This is a genomic window from Nocardia neocaledoniensis (assembly GCF_003182135.1).
Classification (GTDB): Bacteria; Actinomycetota; Actinomycetes; order Mycobacteriales; family Mycobacteriaceae; genus Nocardia; species Nocardia neocaledoniensis.
The window spans coordinates 760,242-776,479 of the sequence record NZ_QGTL01000003.1 but is presented as its reverse complement, the minus strand read 5'-3'; the positions used below and the strand labels follow the sequence as shown (position 1 = coordinate 776,479).

The following is a 16,238-nucleotide window of genomic DNA, read 5'->3' as shown; positions in this document are numbered from 1 at the left end:
TCTAGCCCAGGGTAAAACCGCGAGGTTCTTTCGTCACGGCAGCCGCTGTGCTTGAATGATTGTAGAACGTGTTTCAGTTTGTCGAAGGAGACATCTGGTGGTAGATCCGAGCACCGCACAAGCCAGCCCCGGGCACGCCACGGGCCGGCCGAACCTGCCGGACGGGTTCGACGTTACCGATCCCGCTATCTACGCCGAGCGTGTTCCGACGGAGGAGTTCGCCGAGCTGCGCCGGGCGGCCCCGATCTGGTGGAACCCCAAGTCGCCCGATGTCGGCGGGTTCCACGACGACGGCTTCTGGGTGGTGAGCAAGCACGCCGACGTGAAAGAGGTCTCCCGGCGCAGCGATGTCTTCTCCACCTACGAGAACACCGCGATCCCGCGTTTCAACGACGACATCCAGCGCGAGCAGATCGAACTGCAGCGCTTCGTCATCCTCAACAAGGACGCGCCGGAGCACACCAAGCTCCGCAAGCTGATCGCCAAGGGCTTCACCCCGCGCGCGGTCAACGGCCTGCGCGCCGAACTCTCGGCGCGCGCCGAGAAGATCGTGAAGGCCGCCGCCGAATCGGGCTCGGGCGACTTCGTCACCCAGGTCGCCTGCGAGTTGCCGCTGCAGGCCATCGCCGAGCTGATCGGCGTGCCGCAGGAGGACCGGATGAAGGTCTTCGAGTGGTCCAACGACATGACCGGCTACGACGATCCCGACAACGTGGACGTCGACCCGGTCCAGGCGTCGATGGAGCTGCTCGGCTACTCCTACCAGATGGCCGAGGCCAGGAAGGCCTGCCCGGCGGACGACCTGGTCACCACGCTGATCGAGGCCGATGTCGACGGTGAGGCGCTCACCGCGGAGGAGTTCGGCTTCTTCGTCATCGTGCTCGCGGTGGCGGGCAACGAGACCACCCGCAACGCCATCAGCCACGGCATGATCGCGTTCATGGAGAACCCCGACCAGTGGGAGCTGTTCAAGAAGGAGCGGCCCGCCACCGCGGTGGACGAGATCATCCGCTGGGCCACCCCGGTCACCTCCTTCCAGCGCACCGCGCTCGAGGACACCGAGCTCAACGGCGTGCAGATCAAGAAGGGGCAGCGTCTGGTGATGCTGTACCGGTCGGCCAACTTCGACGAGGACGTCTTCGAGAACCCGGAGAAGTTCGACATCATGCGCAAGGACAACCAGCACCTGTCCTTCGGCGGCACCGGCGCGCACTTCTGTGTCGGCGCGAACCTGGCCCGGCTCGAGATCGACCTGATCTTCAACGCGATCGCCGACCACCTGCCCGACATCACCAAGATCGGCAAGCCGAAGCGCCTGCACTCGGGCTGGCTCAACGGCATCAAGGAGCTCCCGGTCGACTACAAGACCAAGGGCTGCCCGGTCGCCCACTGAGCAGTACGAAAAGTTCCGCCCCGGTACCGAAAGGTACCGGGGCGGAACTGTTTTGACGTAGTGGGTATCAGGAGACCTTGCGGGTGGTCGCCATCGCCCGGTCGACCTCCCAGAAGGCGCGCAGTGCGGCGATCTTGCCCTCGGCGTCGACCTTGTAGGTGAACACGCCCTCGGCGTCGATCACATGGCCCGCCATGGTCGTGCGGATCATGCCGGTGAAGGCGATCTCGGCGCCGCAGGCGAACGAGTCCTCGAAGAGGAACTCGATCGAGTCGGTCATCCCGATGGCCTTGTCCCAGAACGCGCCGATCGCCTCGTGGCCGCGGTGGCCGACGCCCTCGGGGTCGAAACCCGAAGGGCCGACGGGATCTTCGACGATACCGTCCTCAGCGAACAGGGCGACCCAGGCTGCCTTGTCCTTGGCCCGTACCGCGGCCTGGGAGGCCAGCCCGGCGGCACGCGCGGACCGATCGACAACACTCTCACTCATGCCGCGGTCCTCGCGACGATGGGATCGGCGATGTACTTCTCGGCGAACTTGCGCAGCGAGTCCTGCTTGGCCTCGAGCTCGCCGTCGAACCCGATGCCGTCCGACAGCCAGGGCACCACGATGTTGTCGGTGACGCCCGCGTCGGCCAGGTCCTGGTAGCCGTCGCGGCCGAACTTGTCGATGCAGACCGACTGGATCTCGAAGGGTTCCTCGGACCGGCCGTACTCGGCGCGCAGGTCACGCAGGGTGCCGATGGTGCCGACCAGGTCGTCGAACTTCATCATCGCCGAGGTCCAGCCGTCACCGATGCGGGCGGCCCGGCGCAGCGCCGGACCGGTGTGCCCGCCGATGTAGAACGGCACCCGCTCGCTCGGCGCCGGACTCATCTGCAACTCGTCGAAGTCGAAGAACTCGCCGTGGAACTCGACCATGCCGCCGTCCAGGACCAGCCGGATGACCTCGATCATCTCGTCGACCCTGGCGCCACGCCGGGCATACGGCACCCCGCACCATTCGAATTCCTCCGGCGCCCAGCCGATCCCGATGCCGAAGCCGAAGCGGTTGCCCGACATGTTGGCGATCGAGCCGACCTGCCTGGCCAGCAGCAGCGGGTTGCGCGAGCCCAGCTTGAGGACGTTGGTGTAGAACCGCAGGTCGGTGGTCACCGCCGCCATGGACGCGGCCGCGATCAGCGGATCGACCCAGGGCGTGTCCGGGCCCCAGAAGCGGGAGCCGTCCGGGGTGTAGGGGTAGTCGGCGGACTGCGACTTCATGTAGAACAGCGAATCCGGCAGGCCGATGGAGGCGAAACCGCACTCCTCCGCGGTCTTGGCCAGCTCCGTGAGCTGGTCCAGCGGGCTCAGCGCGACCCCGAGGGTGAACTTCATTCCGGACGCTCGCTTCCCACGACCCACATCGAGAAGTACTGGGAGCCGCCGCCGTACGCGTGGCCCATCGCCTTGCGGGCATTCTCGACCTGGTACGCGCCCGCCCGGCCCATGACCTGCTTGGCCGCCTCGGCGAAGCGGATCAGGCCGGAGGCGCCGATCGGGTTGGAGGAGAGCACGCCGCCGGACGGGTTCACCGGAATGCGGCCGCCGATCTCGGTCTCGCCCTTGTCGGTGAGTTTCCAGCCGTCGCCCTCCGCGGCGAAGCCCAGGTTCTCCAGCCACATCGGCTCGAACCAGGAGAACGGCACGTAGATCTCGGCGACGTCGATCTCCTCGAGCGGATCGGTGATCCTGGCCGACTTCCACAGCGCGGCGGCCGCGTCGCGACCCGCCTGCGGATTGACCTGGTCGCGCCCGGAGAAGGTGGTCGGCTCGGTGCGCATCGCGGTGCCGTGCACCCAGGCGACCTTCTTGCCCTGGGCCTCGACCGCCGCGGCGGCCTCGGCATTGCCGATCACCAACGCGCATGCCCCGTCGGAGGACGGGCAGGTCTCGTCGAAACGGATGGGGTCCCACAGCATCTGGGAGGCCAGCACCGATTCCAGGGTGATGTCGGGCTGGTGCAGGTGCGCGAGCGGGTTCTTCGCGCCGTTGCGCCGGTCCTTCACCGCGACCATGGCGCCGATGTGGGTCGGGGCGTTGGAGCGGCGGATGTAGGAGCGCACGTGCGGGGCGAAGTAACCGCCCGCGCCCGCGCCGACCGGCATGGTGAACGGCACCGGAATCGACAACGCCCACATGGCGTTCGACTCCGACTGCTTCTCCCACGCGATCGCGAGGACCTTGCCGTGCACGCCCGCCTGCACCAGGTTGGCGGCGACCACACCGGTCGACCCGCCGACCGAGCCCGCGGTGTGCACGCGCAGCAGCGGTTTGCCGATGGCGCCGAGGGCTTCGGCGAGATACAGCTCGGGCATCATCACGCCCTCGAAGAAGTCGGGCGCCTTGCCGACGACGACGGCGTCGATGTCGTCGATGGTCAGGCCCGAGTCCTCGAGCGCGCGATCGATCGCCTCACGGCACATGCCCGCCATGGACACGTCCGTGCGCTTCGTCACGTGATGAGTTTGGCCGGTGCCGAGCACCGCCGCGGGGAAGCTCATCGTGCCTCCGATTCCAGAACGGCGACCAGGTTCTGCTGCAGCGCGGGGCCGCTGGTCGCATGAGCGAGGGTCCGGTTGGCGGTGCCGGAGAAGATGACCTTGGCGGCGTTGCCGATGCGTTCCAGGCCCGCCGCGAACATCGGATTGGCTGCGAGCGCGCCGCCGGACGGGTTCACCGGGATCTCAGGGGACAGCCCGATCGCCTCGGCCAGGATCAGCTGCTGATGGCTGAACGGCGCGTGCAGTTCGGCCAGGTCGAAGCTGGTGTCACCGCCGGTCGCGGCCGCGGCGGCCCTGGTGGTGGAAGGCGAGCGGGTCAGATCACGCCCGCCGAGCGCCTGGGCGTCGATGTTGTGCGCGATGCCGGTGATCCAGGCGGGACGCTCACACAGCTCCCGCGCGCGATCGCCGACCGCCAGCACGATCGCGGCGGCGCCGTCGGTGATCGGCGCGATGTCGTGGGCGCGCAGCGGATCGGCGACATACGGTGCGGCGAGCAGGGAGTCGATGTCACCGCCGGCGACCTCGGCCATCTCCCGCTCGGTCCAGCGGCCCGCGTCCAGGCCCGCGCGGGCCTGCAGGCCCGCGACCGAGACCGAGTCGGGCCACAGCGGGCCGACCAGATACGGGTCGAGCTGCCTGGTCAGCACCTGACGCAGGGTGCCCGCCGAGGACTTGCCGAAGCCGTAGACGAGCGCCGTCTGCGCCTGGCCGGAGACCAGCTTCACCCACGCCTCGTAGAGCGCCCACGCGGCGTCCATCTCCACGTGCGACTCGTTGATCGGCGGCACCGCGCCGATCGCGTCGACCGCGGAGATGAACGAGAACGCCCGTCCCGCCAGGTAATCCGAGGAGCCCGAGCACCAGAAGTCGATGTCGGACTTGGTGATGCCGAGGTCGGCGTAGAGCTGCTGGAAGCACGGCACGAGCATCTCGACGCCGTTGGTGGTGCCGAAGGTCTCCGGCACGTGCGGTGCGTGGGCGAACCCGACCACCGCGATTTCTGGTGTACTCAACGTCGCCTCTCAGAGGTGGTGCTGGTAGGACTCGTACGGGGCATCGGGCTCGCCGCTCGGCCGGAAGTGGTCGATGTTAGCCAGTGCGTGGCCCCACTCCCCGCGCGGCTTCCACACGGCCTCGACCCGCATGCCCATCCGCACCTCGGACGCCTCGCAGCCGAGAACCAGGTGCAGGAACGGGATGTCGGCGCCGTCGAGCAGCACGTAGGCGGCCACGTACGGCGGCTTGATCCGCTGGCCGAGGAACGGCACGTTCACGATGCAGAAGGTGGTCACCGTGCCCTTGTCCGGCAGTTCGACCAGGTCGTCGGTCGGGGTGCCGTCGGTCGGATTGGCGCCACGCGGCGGGAAGTACACCCGCCCGCCCGCCTCGGAGCGGCCGCCGATCAGCTTGCCCTCGGCGAGTCCGCGCAGGTAGGCGCTCTCCTGCGGCGAGGCCGTGTGCTTGTAGCTCATGTCGACGGGCGTGGTCAGGATGGTCACCGGCTCGGCGGTGTCCTCGGTGGGCGCGACGGCCTCGGCGGCCTCGCCCGGCTCGAAGCAGGCGATGTCCTGGATCGTGCCGGTGCGCTCCTCGGCCCAGCGCACGCGCACGCGCATGCCGGTGCTCACCTGGCTCGGGTCGGTCACGTCCAGCGCGTGCAACATGGCCGTGTCGGCGCCGTCGAGCTGGACCAGGGCCCAGGCGAACGGCCGGTCGAACGGCTGCCCCGGTAGCGTCTCGGCCACCCATGTCCACGACTTCACCGTGCCGGTCGGCTCGACCTGGACCAGCTCGGCCAGCGGGGCCGAGGTGATCGGGTCGTATTCCTGCGCGGGCACCAGAATCCGGCCGTCGCTGCCGCGGACGCCGAGTATCCGGCGTTCGCGCAGTCCGGTCAGAAAGGCGCCGATGACAGGTCCGACGGACCTGGTGTAGTCGAACTGCACCCGTAGGGGTGCACTCAATACTTCCACTGCGGTATTCCCCTGGGTCACGATATCGAGTAGAACAGGTTCTTATTCTGCTGGCAAGGATTCGCCGGAAAGGGCGTCGGTCATGAAATTCGGACTGCAACTCGGATACTGGGGCGCGCAGCCCCCGGCGAACGCCGGTGAGCTCGTCGTCGCGGCCGAGGAAACCGGGTTCGACGCCGTGTTCGCGGCCGAGTCCTGGGGCTCGGACGCCTTCACGCCGCTGGCCTGGTGGGGCTCGAGGACCGAGCGGGTGCGCCTGGGCACCTCGGTCGCGCAACTGTCCGCGCGCACGCCGGCCGCGGCCGCGATGCACGCGCTCACCCTCGATCACCTCAGCGGCGGGCGGGCGATCCTCGGCCTCGGCGTCTCCGGCCCCCAGGTGGTGGAGGGCTGGTACGGGCAGCCGTTCGCCCAGCCGCTGCGGCGGACGCGCGAATACGTCGACATCGTCCGCAAGGTGCTGGCCCGCGAGGCGCCGGTGACCTCCGACGGCAAGCACTACGGACTGCCCTACACCGGCCCCGGGGCGACCGGTCTCGGCAAACCGCTCAAGCCGATCGTCCACCCGCTGCGCGCCGACCTGCCGATCTGGCTGGGTGCGGAGGGCCCGAAGAACGTCGCGCAGACCGCCGAGATCGCCGACGGCTGGCTCGCGATCTACTACGCCCCCCGGCTGGCGGGCATGTACAACGAATGGCTCGACGAGGGTTTCGCGCGGGCGGGCGCCCGGCGCAGCAGGGCCGATTTCGAGATCGCCGCGAGCGCCCAGGTGGTCCTCACCGACGACCCGGCGGGCGAGATCGAGCGGATGCGCTGGGTCACCTCGCTCTACATCGGCGGCATGGGTGCGCCGGAGCTGAACTTCCACGCCCAGGTCTACAAGCGGATGGGCTACGCCAAAGAGGTCGACGAGATCTCGGCGCTGTTCCAGGCGGGCCGCAAGGCCGAGGCGGCCGCGGCGGTGCCGGACGAGCTGATCACCGACACCGCGATCTTCGGCGACGAGGCGCACGTGCGCTCGCGGCTGAAGGAATGGGAGGACGCCGGCGTGACGATGATGCTGATCTCGGTTTCGGACGTCGATCAGATGCGTCGGCTCCAAACCCTTGTATCGACCTAGAACACGTTCTAAATTCGATGGGGTGAGCAGCCAGCAGACAACGGAAGTCCTCGGACTGTGGAATATCGCCGCGGCCGATCCCGAGCGGATCGCCGTCGTCGACCCGGACGGCAGGGAGATCAGCTATCGAGAATTGGCCACCCTCGCCAACCGCTACGCCAACGGGCTACGCGGCATCGGATTGCGCACGGGCGACGTGGTCGTCAGCATGCTGCACAACGGTGTGGAGGCGATCGCCGCGTACTTCGCCGCCTACCAGGCGGGTTTGTACATCGTCGCGGTCAACTGGCACCTGACCGCGCCCGAGATCGCCTACATCCTCGGCGACAGCGAGGCCTCGGCGTTCCTGGCCAGTGAGCGGTTCGCCGCCACCGCCGCCGAGGCCGCCGAACTCGCCGGACTGCCCGCCGACGCCCGCTTCTCGGCGGGCACCATCGAGGGTTTCCGGCCCGTCTCGTGGCTCGGCGCCGCCGACACCGGCCGCCCCGACGAGCGCTCCGTCGGCGCGCCGATGCTCTACACCTCCGGAACAACGGGCCGCCCCAAGGGCGTTCGCCGCCCGCTGACCGGCGCCGATCCCGACCAGGTTCCCGCGCCGAACAAGGCCTTCTTCGCCCTGTTCGAACTCGCCCCCTACGACGACCACGTGCACATCTGCGGCTCGCCGCTCTATCACACCGCCGTGCTGAACTTCTCGACCATCTCGATCCAGATGGGCCACAAGCTGGTCCTCATGGACAAGTGGGATCCCGAGGACATGCTCGCGCTGATCGAGCGGCACAAGGTGACCCACAGCCACATGGTGCCGACCCAGTTCCACCGCCTGCTCGCGCTGCCCGAGGATGTGCGCGCCCGCTACGACGTGTCCTCCCTGCGCAGCATGGTGCACGGCGCGGCGCCGTGTCCGCAGCAGACCAAGCGGCAGATGCTCGACTGGTGGGGTCCCGTCGTCACCGAGTACTACGCGGCCACCGAGGGCGGCGGCACGGTGATCAACGGCACCGAATGGCTGAACAAGCCCGGTTCGGTCGGCAAGGCCTGGCCGTGGTCGGTCATCAAGATCCTCGACGAGACCGACGGCACCGAACTGCCCGCGGGCAAAGAGGGCATGGTCTACATGAAGATGGGCGCCTCCAGCTTCGAGTACCACCACGCCAAGGAGAAGACCGAGGAGTCGCGCGTCGGTGACCTGTTCACCGTCGGCGACATCGGCTACCTCGACGAGGACGGCTACCTGTTCCTCTGCGACCGCCGCTCCGACCTGATCCTGTCCGGCGGCGTGAACATCTACCCGGCCGAGATCGAGGGCGTGCTGATGAGCCACCCGAAGGTGGCCGACGTGGCGGTTCTCGGTGTGCCCGATCCGGATTGGGGCCAGCAGGTCAAGGCCTTCGTGCAGCCGGTGGATGGCACCGCGGGCGACGACGCCCTCACCGCCGAGATCCTCGAGTTCGCCGCCGGTCAGCTCGCCAAGTACAAGCTGCCCCGCACGGTGGAGTTCCGCGCGGAGCTGCCCCGCGATCCCAACGGCAAGCTGTACAAGCGCCGCCTGCTGTGAAAGCTGTTCCCGCTCAGACGGCTTCGCGCCACTCCGGCGCGAGCCCGAAGAGCGGGAACAACTTCTGCGTATCCAGGAAGAAGTTCAGGCCCGAGATGGTGTCGCCCTCGAGTTCGAGCACGGTGATCGACCACGGCACCCAGACGCCCGGCTCCTCGCTCGGCTTGTAATGGCCGAAGGCGGGCAGCCCGTTGGCGCCTTCCAGCGGCACCATCCGGGAATTGCGGCACGCGCTGCCGGTGCTGAGCATGAACGCGGCCACGTTCTCCGGCCCCGAGATCCAGAGATCGAAGGGCGGCATCGACAGCGCCACATCGGCTTTCAGCAGTGTGGTGAGCGCGTCCATGTCGTAGGCCTCGAAGGCCTTCACGAAATCGTCGATGAGCTTGCGCTGCTCGGGATCCGACTCGTCGAAACCGTCGGCGACGGTCGGCTGCACCTTCGACATGGTGGCCCGCGCGCGCTGCAACGCGCTGTTCACCGACGCCGGCGACATCATCAGCGCCTCGGCGGTCTCGCTCGCGGAGAACCGCAGCACCTCGCGCATGATCAGGATCGCGCGCTGGGTGGCGGGCAGGTGCTGGCAGGCGGCGACGAAGGCCAGGCGCAGCGTGTCCTTGGTCGAGGCGTGCTCGGCCGGGTCGGCGCCGAAGGCGAGCCCGTTCGGGATCGGCTCGATCCAGACGTAGTCCGGCTGCGGCGGCGGCAGGGGCGAATCCGGTCTGCCCGGGCCGTTGAGATCCATCGGCCGCGCCCGGCTCTGCGGCCGGTCCAGCATGTCCAGACAGATGTTCGTGGCGATCTTGTACAGCCACGAGCGCAGACTCGCGCGCCCCTCGAACGAATCGTAGGAACGCCAGGCGCGGGTGAAGGTCTCCTGCACCGCGTCCTCGGCCTCGAACGAGGAGCCGAGCATGCGGTAGGCGTACGCACACAACTCGCGCCGGTGCGTCTCGAACTGGGCGAGGACCTCGGGGTCCGGGCCGGTGGTGGCGGTTGTGGCGTCGCTCATAGTTCCTCACGATGCCACAGGGGTGCGACACCCCGACAGGGGATGATTTCGATCCGATGAATTTCGCGAACTTCGCCGGCGACCGATGAATCGGACACCGCGGCAGCGTCTACACGAACAAGACAGCACAGACGCTTCCGAAAGAGGTTCAGACCATGAGCAGCAAGATGATCTTCATCAACCTTCCCGTCGCCGACCTGGCCCGGTCGAAGGGGTTCTACGAGGCGCTGGGCTGGAAGGTCAATGAGGACTTCACCGATCAGAACGCGGCCTGCATCGTCGTCGACGACAACATCTGCCTGATGCTGCTGACCAAGGACTTCTTCACCACCTTCAGCAAGCGCCCGATCGCCGACACGACCGGCGCGATCGGCGCGGCCTACGCGCTGTCGCTGGGTAGCGCCGAGGAGGTCGACGCGCTCACCGAGGCCGCGCTGGCCGCGGGCGGCACCGAGGAGACCAACGACGACAAGCGCGCCCAGGAAGCCCAGGTCGGCATGCACGGCCGCACCTTCATCGACCCCGACGGCCACCAGTGGGAGCCGTTCTTCATGAACTACCCGGGCGAGTAGGCCCCATTGCCCACAGGGCGCCGAGCCGCGAGCCCGGCGCCCTGTGGCGTCTTCCGGATCAGGATCCGGTGAAGTTCGGCTTGCGCTTCTCGGCGAAGGCGCGCGGGCCTTCCTTGGCGTCGGCGGACTTGAACACCTCGATGCCGATCTTCGCCTCGATGGGGAACGCCTCGTTCTCCGGCATGGCCTCGGTTTCGCGCAGGGTGCGCAGCATCGCCTGCACGGCGAGCGGGCCGTTGTCGGCGATCTGGCCGGCCAGCGCCAACGCCTTGTCGAGCGCGGTACCGTCGGGGACCACGTGGCCGATCAGGCCGATCTCCTTGGCCTCGGCGGCGGTGATGTGCCGACCGGTCAGTAGCAGATCGGCGGCGACGGTGTACGGGATCTGCCGGGCCAGCCGCACCGCGGAACCGCCGAGCGGAAACAGGCCCCAGCGGGCCTCGGAGACGCCGAACTTGGCGCTCTCGCCTGCCACGCGCAGGTCGGTGCCCTGCAGGATCTCGGTGCCGCCCGCGATGGCCGGACCCTCGACCGCCGCGATCAGCGGCTTGGACAGGCGCCTGCCCTTCAGCAGCGCGGGGAGGTAGGCCGGATCCCAGCTGCCCGCCGACGCGGTGTCGCCCGGGTGCTGCGAGCTCATCGCCTTCAGATCCATTCCGGCGCAGAAGGCCCCGCCCGCGCCGGTGAGGATCGCCACGCGGATGTCGGGATCGCTGTCCACCTGATCCCAGGCGTCGCGCATGATCGCCATCATCTCGCCGGAGAGTGCGTTGCGCGCCTCGGGGCGGTTCATGGTGACGATGAGGACGTGGTCTCGCTTCTCGACCAGACAGTGGGCCATTTCGATGTCTCCTGACGTTCAGTCTTGTCAGAAACAGTAACACGTTCTATTTTTGTCTCTGTGAGCTACAACATAGCCGATCTCGTCGAACACGCCGTCGACTTGATGCCCGACCGGATCGTGCTGGTCGGCGAACATCGTGAGTCGACCTACGCCGAACTGGAGGAGCGAGCCAACAAACTGGCCCACTACCTGCAGGAACAGGGTGTGCAGCCCGGCGACAAAGTCGGTATCTACTCCAGGAACACAGTCGAAGCCGTCGAAGCGATGGTGGCGATCTTCAAGGCGCGGGCGGTGATGATCAACGTCAACTACCGCTATGTCGAGAACGAGTTGCTGCACATCTTCGACAACTCGGACATGGTCGCGCTGATCCACGAGCGGCGCTACACCGACAAGGTCGAAGCGGTCCGCGCCAAGGTGCCGGGTCTGAAGACCGTCCTCGTCGTCGAGGACGGCACGGAGGGGGCGACCCCGGCCGGCACCGTGGAGTACGAGGCCGCGCTGGCTCAGTCCTCCGGCGAGCGCGACTTCGGTGAGCGCTCGCCCGACGACATCTACATGCTCTACACCGGCGGAACCACCGGCCTGCCCAAGGGCGTGATGTGGCGCCACGAGGACGTGTGGCGGGTGCTCGGCGCCGGCATCAACTTCATCACCGGCGAGTACGTCAAGGACGAGTGGGAGCTGGCCAAGGTCGGCGCGGCCAACCCGCAGATGGTGCGGTACCCGATCCCGCCGATGATCCACGGCGGCGCGCAGTGGGCCACCTTCCACAGCCTGTTCGGCGGCGGCAAGGCCGTGATGATCCCCGAGTTCAGCGGGCACGGGGTCTGGCAGGCCGTCGACAAGCACAAGATCAATCTGATCTTCATCACCGGCGACGCGATGGCCCAGCCGATGCTCGACGCGCTGGAGGAGGGCAACCCGGAAACCGGTGAGCCCTACGACCTTTCGACGCTGTACGTGCTGGCCAGCAGCGCGGCGCTGTTCTCGCCGCCGCTCAAGGACAAGTTCCTCGAACTGCTGCCCAACCGCATGCTCACCGACTCCATCGGCTCCTCGGAGACCGGCTTCGGTGGCCTGGCGACCATCACCAAGGGCCAGACCCACACCGGCGGTCCGCGGGTGAAGATCGACGCGGCCACCCAGGTCCTCGACGAGGAAGGCAACCCGGTCGAGCCGGGGTCCGGCGTCGTCGGTCTGCTCGCCCGCAGCGGCCATATCCCGCTCGGCTACTACAAGGACGAGGTCAAGTCGGCCGCGACGTTCAAGGAGTTCAACGGAGTTCGCTACGCCATCCCCGGCGACTTCGCGCGCGTCGAGGAGGACGGCACCGTCACGATGCTCGGCCGCGGATCGGTTAGCATCAACAGCGGCGGCGAGAAGATCTACCCCGAGGAGGTCGAGGGCGCCCTCAAGGCCCATCCCGACATCTTCGACGCTCTCGTCGTCGGCGTCGAGGACGCCCGCTGGGGTCAGCGCGTGGTCGCCGTCGTCCAGTGTCGCGACGGCAAGCGGCCGACCCTGGCCGAACTGAAGCCGGTGCTGACGCAGGAGATCGCGTCCTACAAGCAGCCGCGCAGCCTGTGGTTCGTCGACGAGATCAAGCGTTCCCCCGCTGGCAAGCCCGACTACCGCTGGGCGAAGTCGCAGACCGAGGAGCGTCCCGCCGACGAGCACGCCGAGGCGGGATCCGCCTAGGCCGTCGATCATGACGGGCCCTTCCAGCCGTGGCTGGAAGGGCTCGTTGTCGTGCGTTCAGCGGTTGGCGAGTTCGGCGAGTTGGTAGGCGAGTTTGCCGCGGACGGCCGGGATGGCGGTGAGCAGGCGCATGGCGGTGTTGCGGGCGGAGCGGGCGGGTGCCGACTGGAGGGTGGCCATGCGGGTCATGCGGTCGGTGAAGGCGACGACCTCGAGTGCGATGGGGCGACGGACGGTCTCGTAGTGGTCCAGCAGTGAATCCGGCTCGCCCGCGAGGACTTCGGTGAGGAGGTCGGCCAGCAACGCCGCGTCCTGGATGCCGGTGTTCATGCCCTGGCCGCCCGCGGGGCTGTGCACGTGGGCGGCGTCGCCTGCCAGCAGGACGCGGCCTGCGCGGTAGTGATCGGCCACGCGGTGGTGGACGCGGAAGCGTGAGCTCCACAGGACCTCGTCGACTCGCACCTCGCCCGCCGGGCCGCGGGCATCGAGCAGGGTCTGGATGTCGGTCCGGGTCGGGTGTTCTGGGGCTTCGTCGACGGTGGCGACGACACGGTAGCGGTGCTGTTCGGTGTCGGGGAGCGGGGCGACCACGGTGACGCCCTCGGGCGAAAGGTGCAGGGAGACTTCGGTTCGCGGGGTCGGCCAGCTCATGGTGACGTCGGCGAGGATGAACGAGGCCGGGTAGGTGTCGCCGGTGAAGCCGATGCCCGCCTGCTCGCGGACGACGCTGTGCATCCCGTCGGCGCCGATCACGTAGTCGGCGGTGATGGCGCCCGGCACACCGTCGGCATCGGTGTATTCGACGGTGGCACGGCCGGTTTCGTTCGCCACGCGGGTGACCGTGAACGGGCGGTGCACGAAGCCACCCGCGCGGTGCAGCCGGTCGAGCAGGATCTGCTCGGTGACGTCCTGCGGAATCATCAGCGTGTAGGGGAACGCGGTCGGCAGCTCGCCGAATTCGATGGTGGCCAACGTCTTCGGGCCGTCGTGCACCTTGAACGTGGGCACCTCGATGCCCCGCGCGACGAGTTCCTCCGCGATGCCGAGTCCGTGGAGCACCTCCAGCGTCCTGGCGTGGACGACGGCGGCGCGGGAAGTGTTGGCGCCCTCGCTCAGCCGGTCGAGCAGGACGTGGTCGACGCCCGCTTCGGCGAGGAAGATCGCGGCGGTGAGGCCCGCGGGGCCCGCGCCGACGATGACGACGGAGGTGGATTCGGGGAGCTGGGTGGCGGACATCTGCGACTCCTGGTCAACGCTTGTTTGCCAACGCTTGTAGGCATAACGATAAGCGGGGGCTTCGGGGAAAGTCAACACTTGTTGGCCTACAATCGTTGGCATGACTTCCGCCGATCAGGACACCCCGGCGCGGCGCTCCGATGTCACCCGCGCCGCCATCCTCGCCGCCGCGCGCGCCCGCTTCGCCGCCGACGGCTACGCCAAGGCGACCATCCGCGCCATCGCCGCCGACGCCGCGATCGACCCGTCCATGGTCATGCGCTATTTCGGCAGCAAGGACGGTCTGTTCGCCGCCGCCGTCGACATCGACCTCGAGCTCCCCGATCTCGCCGCCACCGATCCGGATGCCATGGGCGAGGTCCTGATCCGTCGTTTCCTCGCGATCTGGGAGGGCGGCGACAACACCGTCCTGCAGATCCTGCTGCGCTCCTCGATCACCGACGACGCGGTCGCCGCCCGGGTCCGCGCGATCTTCGCCGAGCAGGTCCTGCCCGCGGTCCTGCGCTTCGGCACCCCCGCCGACGCCCCCCGCCGCGCCGCCCTCATCGTCACCCAGCTGCTCGGCCTGGCCCTGTGCCGCTACATCCTGCGCATCCCCCCGGTCGTCGACCTGACCCCCACCCAGATCGTCACCGACATCGCACCCACCCTCCAGCGCTACTTGACCTCGACCCCTGGCGCCGCGTGAGAGCCGCTTCGTCTGAGACCGCCCTTGACCTGAACCTCGGTCGATGTTTCAGGATCGGGGCATGAGCATTCTGTTTCACAACACCATGCGGATCACCGAGGGACATCTCGCGGAATTCACGGCGGCGGTGTCACGGGCGGTCGCGTTCGTCGAGGAGCACGGCCCGCAGCTGATGGTGCAGGTCTTCGTGGACGAGGAGCGGGGACTGGCACACAGCTTCCAGCTCTACGGCGACTCCGACGCGGTGCTCGCGCACTGGGAGATGTCGGATCCCTACATCCAGGACGTGATGGCGCACTGCACCGTCGAGTCGTTCGCAACCTTCGGGGAGATGTCGGAGGCTGTGCGCGCTGGGCTGGCTTCCGGTCCGGCCGGCGCTGTCACAGAGCGGCCGTTCCTCACGGGATTCACCCGATTCGGCACGCGTTCGTAAGGCATGAACGACAGCGGGCCGGGCATTTCTGCCCGGCCCGCTGTGGGTGTGTTGAGAAATCAGCTCGCCAGTTCCGCGCCGAGGGCGAGGAGGTGGGGAGTGGCGCCGCCGAGGGCGAATTCGTTGTGCTTGGCGGCGGTGAAGTAGTTGTGGGTGATGTGGTCGCGGTCGATGCCGAGGCCGCCGTGCACGTGGACGACGGTGTGGGCGACCTTGTGGCCCGCGTCGGCCGCCCAGAACTTGGCGATGTGGACGGACTCGGTGGCGGGCAGGCCCTCGCTCAGGCGCCAGGCGGCCTGGGTGACGGTCAGGCGCAGGCCGCCGATGTCGATGTAGGCGTCGGCGAGACGCTGGGCGACCGACTGGAACGAGCCGATGGCCTTGCCGAACTGCTCGCGGGTGCGGGTGTGCTCGGCGGTGATCTCGAGCGCGCGCTCCAGCGTGCCCAGTTGCAGGGCCGACAGGCCGAGCCAGGCGTGCTCGCGCAGCCAGGTGAGGACGTCGGCGCCGGATTCGACGGTGCCGAGCAGGGTGGCCGGGGTGGCGGCGAACTCGACCGCGAACTCGGGGCTCAGGTCGACGACCTGCTGCGCGGTCCTGGTCACCGAGGCGTGCTCGGGGTCGACGACGAACACGGCGGGACGACCGGAGACGCTGGCGGGCACCAGGATCCGCTCGGCCCGGTCAGCGTAGGGGACGGTGGTCGCGGAACCTGTGAGCGTCCACGCGTCACCAGCGGACTCCGCGACGATGGCGGGCGCGTCGGTGGTGGCGCGCAGTTCCTCGGCCAGCGCGGCCGTCAGCACGACCTCGCCGGTGCCCGCCCTGGCCGCCAGCTGCCGCTGCTCGGCATCGCCGAAGCGGGCCAGCGCCCCGGCGCCCAGCACGATCGAGGACAGGTAGGGCACCGCGGCGACGACACGGCCGAGTTCACGCAGGATCGCGGACTGCTCGAGCGTGCCGAAATCGCTGCCGCCCAGGTCTTCCGGCAGGGCGGCGGCGAGCACGCCGGTCTCGGCGAGCGACTTCCACAGCTGCTCGTCGTAGCGGCCCTGGGTGTCGAGTTCGCGCAGGCGGTCGGCGGTGACGAGCTTGGCGCAGATCTCGCCGGTCAGCCGGGCGAGGTCGGTCTGCGCTTCGGTGGGGGTGAAATCCATGAGGG

16 protein-coding genes are annotated in these 16,238 nt (G+C 68.5%); 7 read left to right on the top strand and 9 right to left on the bottom strand.

Going from position 1 to position 16,238, the window contains the following annotated elements:
• Positions 1-97 precede the first annotated feature (97 nt).
• Positions 98-1,393 (top strand): cytochrome P450, encoded by a 1,296-nt coding sequence (locus tag DFR69_RS11700; protein WP_110037464.1) that lies wholly within the window; start codon positions 98-100, stop codon positions 1,391-1,393.
• A gap of 67 nt (positions 1,394-1,460) precedes the next feature.
• Here DFR69_RS11700 and DFR69_RS11695 read toward each other — a convergent pair whose 3' ends face one another.
• Genes DFR69_RS11695 through DFR69_RS11675 form a run of 5 tightly spaced genes read right to left on the bottom strand, consistent with a single transcriptional unit; the run spans position 1,461 to position 5,933 of the window.
• A complete protein-coding gene (locus tag DFR69_RS11695; RefSeq protein WP_110037463.1) occupies positions 1,461-1,883 on the bottom strand; it encodes a nuclear transport factor 2 family protein in 423 nt (140 codons plus the stop codon).
• Positions 1,880-2,770 (bottom strand): TIGR03619 family F420-dependent LLM class oxidoreductase, encoded by an 891-nt coding sequence (locus tag DFR69_RS11690; protein ID WP_110037462.1) that lies wholly within the window; start codon positions 2,768-2,770, stop codon positions 1,880-1,882. Before DFR69_RS11690 ends, DFR69_RS11695 begins: the two co-directional genes overlap by 4 nt.
• Positions 2,767-3,936: a thiolase domain-containing protein gene (locus tag DFR69_RS11685; protein WP_110037461.1), complete on the bottom strand. Its 1,170-nt coding sequence runs from the start codon at positions 3,934-3,936 to the stop codon at positions 2,767-2,769. The genes DFR69_RS11690 and DFR69_RS11685 overlap by 4 nt, the downstream gene beginning before the upstream one ends.
• Positions 3,933-4,952: a thiolase domain-containing protein gene (locus DFR69_RS11680; protein ID WP_110037460.1), complete on the bottom strand. Its 1,020-nt coding sequence runs from the start codon at positions 4,950-4,952 to the stop codon at positions 3,933-3,935. The genes DFR69_RS11685 and DFR69_RS11680 overlap by 4 nt, the downstream gene beginning before the upstream one ends.
• 9 nt (positions 4,953-4,961) lie before the next feature.
• Positions 4,962-5,933, bottom strand: coding sequence for a Zn-ribbon domain-containing OB-fold protein (locus DFR69_RS11675; protein WP_110037459.1), 972 nt, complete (start codon positions 5,931-5,933; stop codon positions 4,962-4,964).
• Between the two features lie 61 nt (positions 5,934-5,994).
• Between DFR69_RS11675 and DFR69_RS11670 the strand changes: the two genes are divergently transcribed.
• Both DFR69_RS11670 and DFR69_RS11665 read left to right on the top strand, forming a co-directional pair.
• Complete coding sequence (locus DFR69_RS11670) at positions 5,995-7,032, top strand: LLM class F420-dependent oxidoreductase (protein ID WP_110037458.1); 1,038 nt, start codon at positions 5,995-5,997, stop codon at positions 7,030-7,032.
• Between the two features lie 22 nt (positions 7,033-7,054).
• Positions 7,055-8,590, top strand: a complete 1,536-nt coding sequence (locus tag DFR69_RS11665) for an acyl-CoA synthetase (RefSeq protein ID WP_110037457.1) — start codon at positions 7,055-7,057, stop codon at positions 8,588-8,590.
• Positions 8,591-8,603: 13 nt separating this feature from the next.
• Here the strand turns inward: DFR69_RS11665 and DFR69_RS11660 are convergent, their stop codons facing one another.
• Positions 8,604-9,602, bottom strand: a complete 999-nt coding sequence (locus tag DFR69_RS11660; protein ID WP_110037456.1) for a sigma-70 family RNA polymerase sigma factor — start codon at positions 9,600-9,602, stop codon at positions 8,604-8,606.
• Between the two features lie 155 nt (positions 9,603-9,757).
• Here DFR69_RS11660 and DFR69_RS11655 point away from each other — a divergent pair, with 155 nt between their 5' ends.
• Positions 9,758-10,174 carry a VOC family protein gene (locus tag DFR69_RS11655; RefSeq protein WP_110037455.1) on the top strand — a complete coding sequence of 139 codons (417 nt, stop codon included), beginning with the start codon at positions 9,758-9,760 and terminating at the stop codon, positions 10,172-10,174.
• 58 nt (positions 10,175-10,232) lie between these two features.
• On the opposite strand, the gene DFR69_RS11650 is transcribed toward DFR69_RS11655, so the two are convergent.
• On the bottom strand, positions 10,233-11,015 hold the full coding sequence (locus DFR69_RS11650; protein WP_110037454.1) for a crotonase/enoyl-CoA hydratase family protein: 783 nt from the start codon (positions 11,013-11,015) through the stop codon (positions 10,233-10,235).
• Positions 11,016-11,075: 60 nt separating this feature from the next.
• On the opposite strand from DFR69_RS11650, the gene DFR69_RS11645 reads away from it, so the two are divergent.
• Positions 11,076-12,719: an acyl-CoA synthetase gene (locus DFR69_RS11645; protein ID WP_110037453.1), complete on the top strand. Its 1,644-nt coding sequence runs from the start codon at positions 11,076-11,078 to the stop codon at positions 12,717-12,719.
• Between the two features lie 57 nt (positions 12,720-12,776).
• Here the strand turns inward: DFR69_RS11645 and DFR69_RS11640 are convergent, their stop codons facing one another.
• A complete protein-coding gene (locus tag DFR69_RS11640) occupies positions 12,777-13,955 on the bottom strand; it encodes an FAD-dependent oxidoreductase (protein WP_110037452.1) in 1,179 nt (392 codons plus the stop codon).
• Positions 13,956-14,055: 100 nt separating this feature from the next.
• Between DFR69_RS11640 and DFR69_RS11635 the strand changes: the two genes are divergently transcribed.
• Entirely contained in the window at positions 14,056-14,643 is a 588-nt protein-coding gene (locus tag DFR69_RS11635) for a TetR/AcrR family transcriptional regulator (protein WP_110037451.1), read from the top strand.
• 61 nt (positions 14,644-14,704) lie between these two features.
• Complete coding sequence (locus DFR69_RS11630; RefSeq protein ID WP_208643952.1) at positions 14,705-15,076, top strand: hypothetical protein; 372 nt, start codon at positions 14,705-14,707, stop codon at positions 15,074-15,076.
• A 59-nt stretch (positions 15,077-15,135) separates the two neighbouring features.
• Here DFR69_RS11630 and DFR69_RS11625 read toward each other — a convergent pair whose 3' ends face one another.
• Positions 15,136-16,233: an acyl-CoA dehydrogenase family protein gene (locus tag DFR69_RS11625; RefSeq protein ID WP_110037449.1), complete on the bottom strand. Its 1,098-nt coding sequence runs from the start codon at positions 16,231-16,233 to the stop codon at positions 15,136-15,138.
• Positions 16,234-16,238 lie beyond the last annotated feature (5 nt).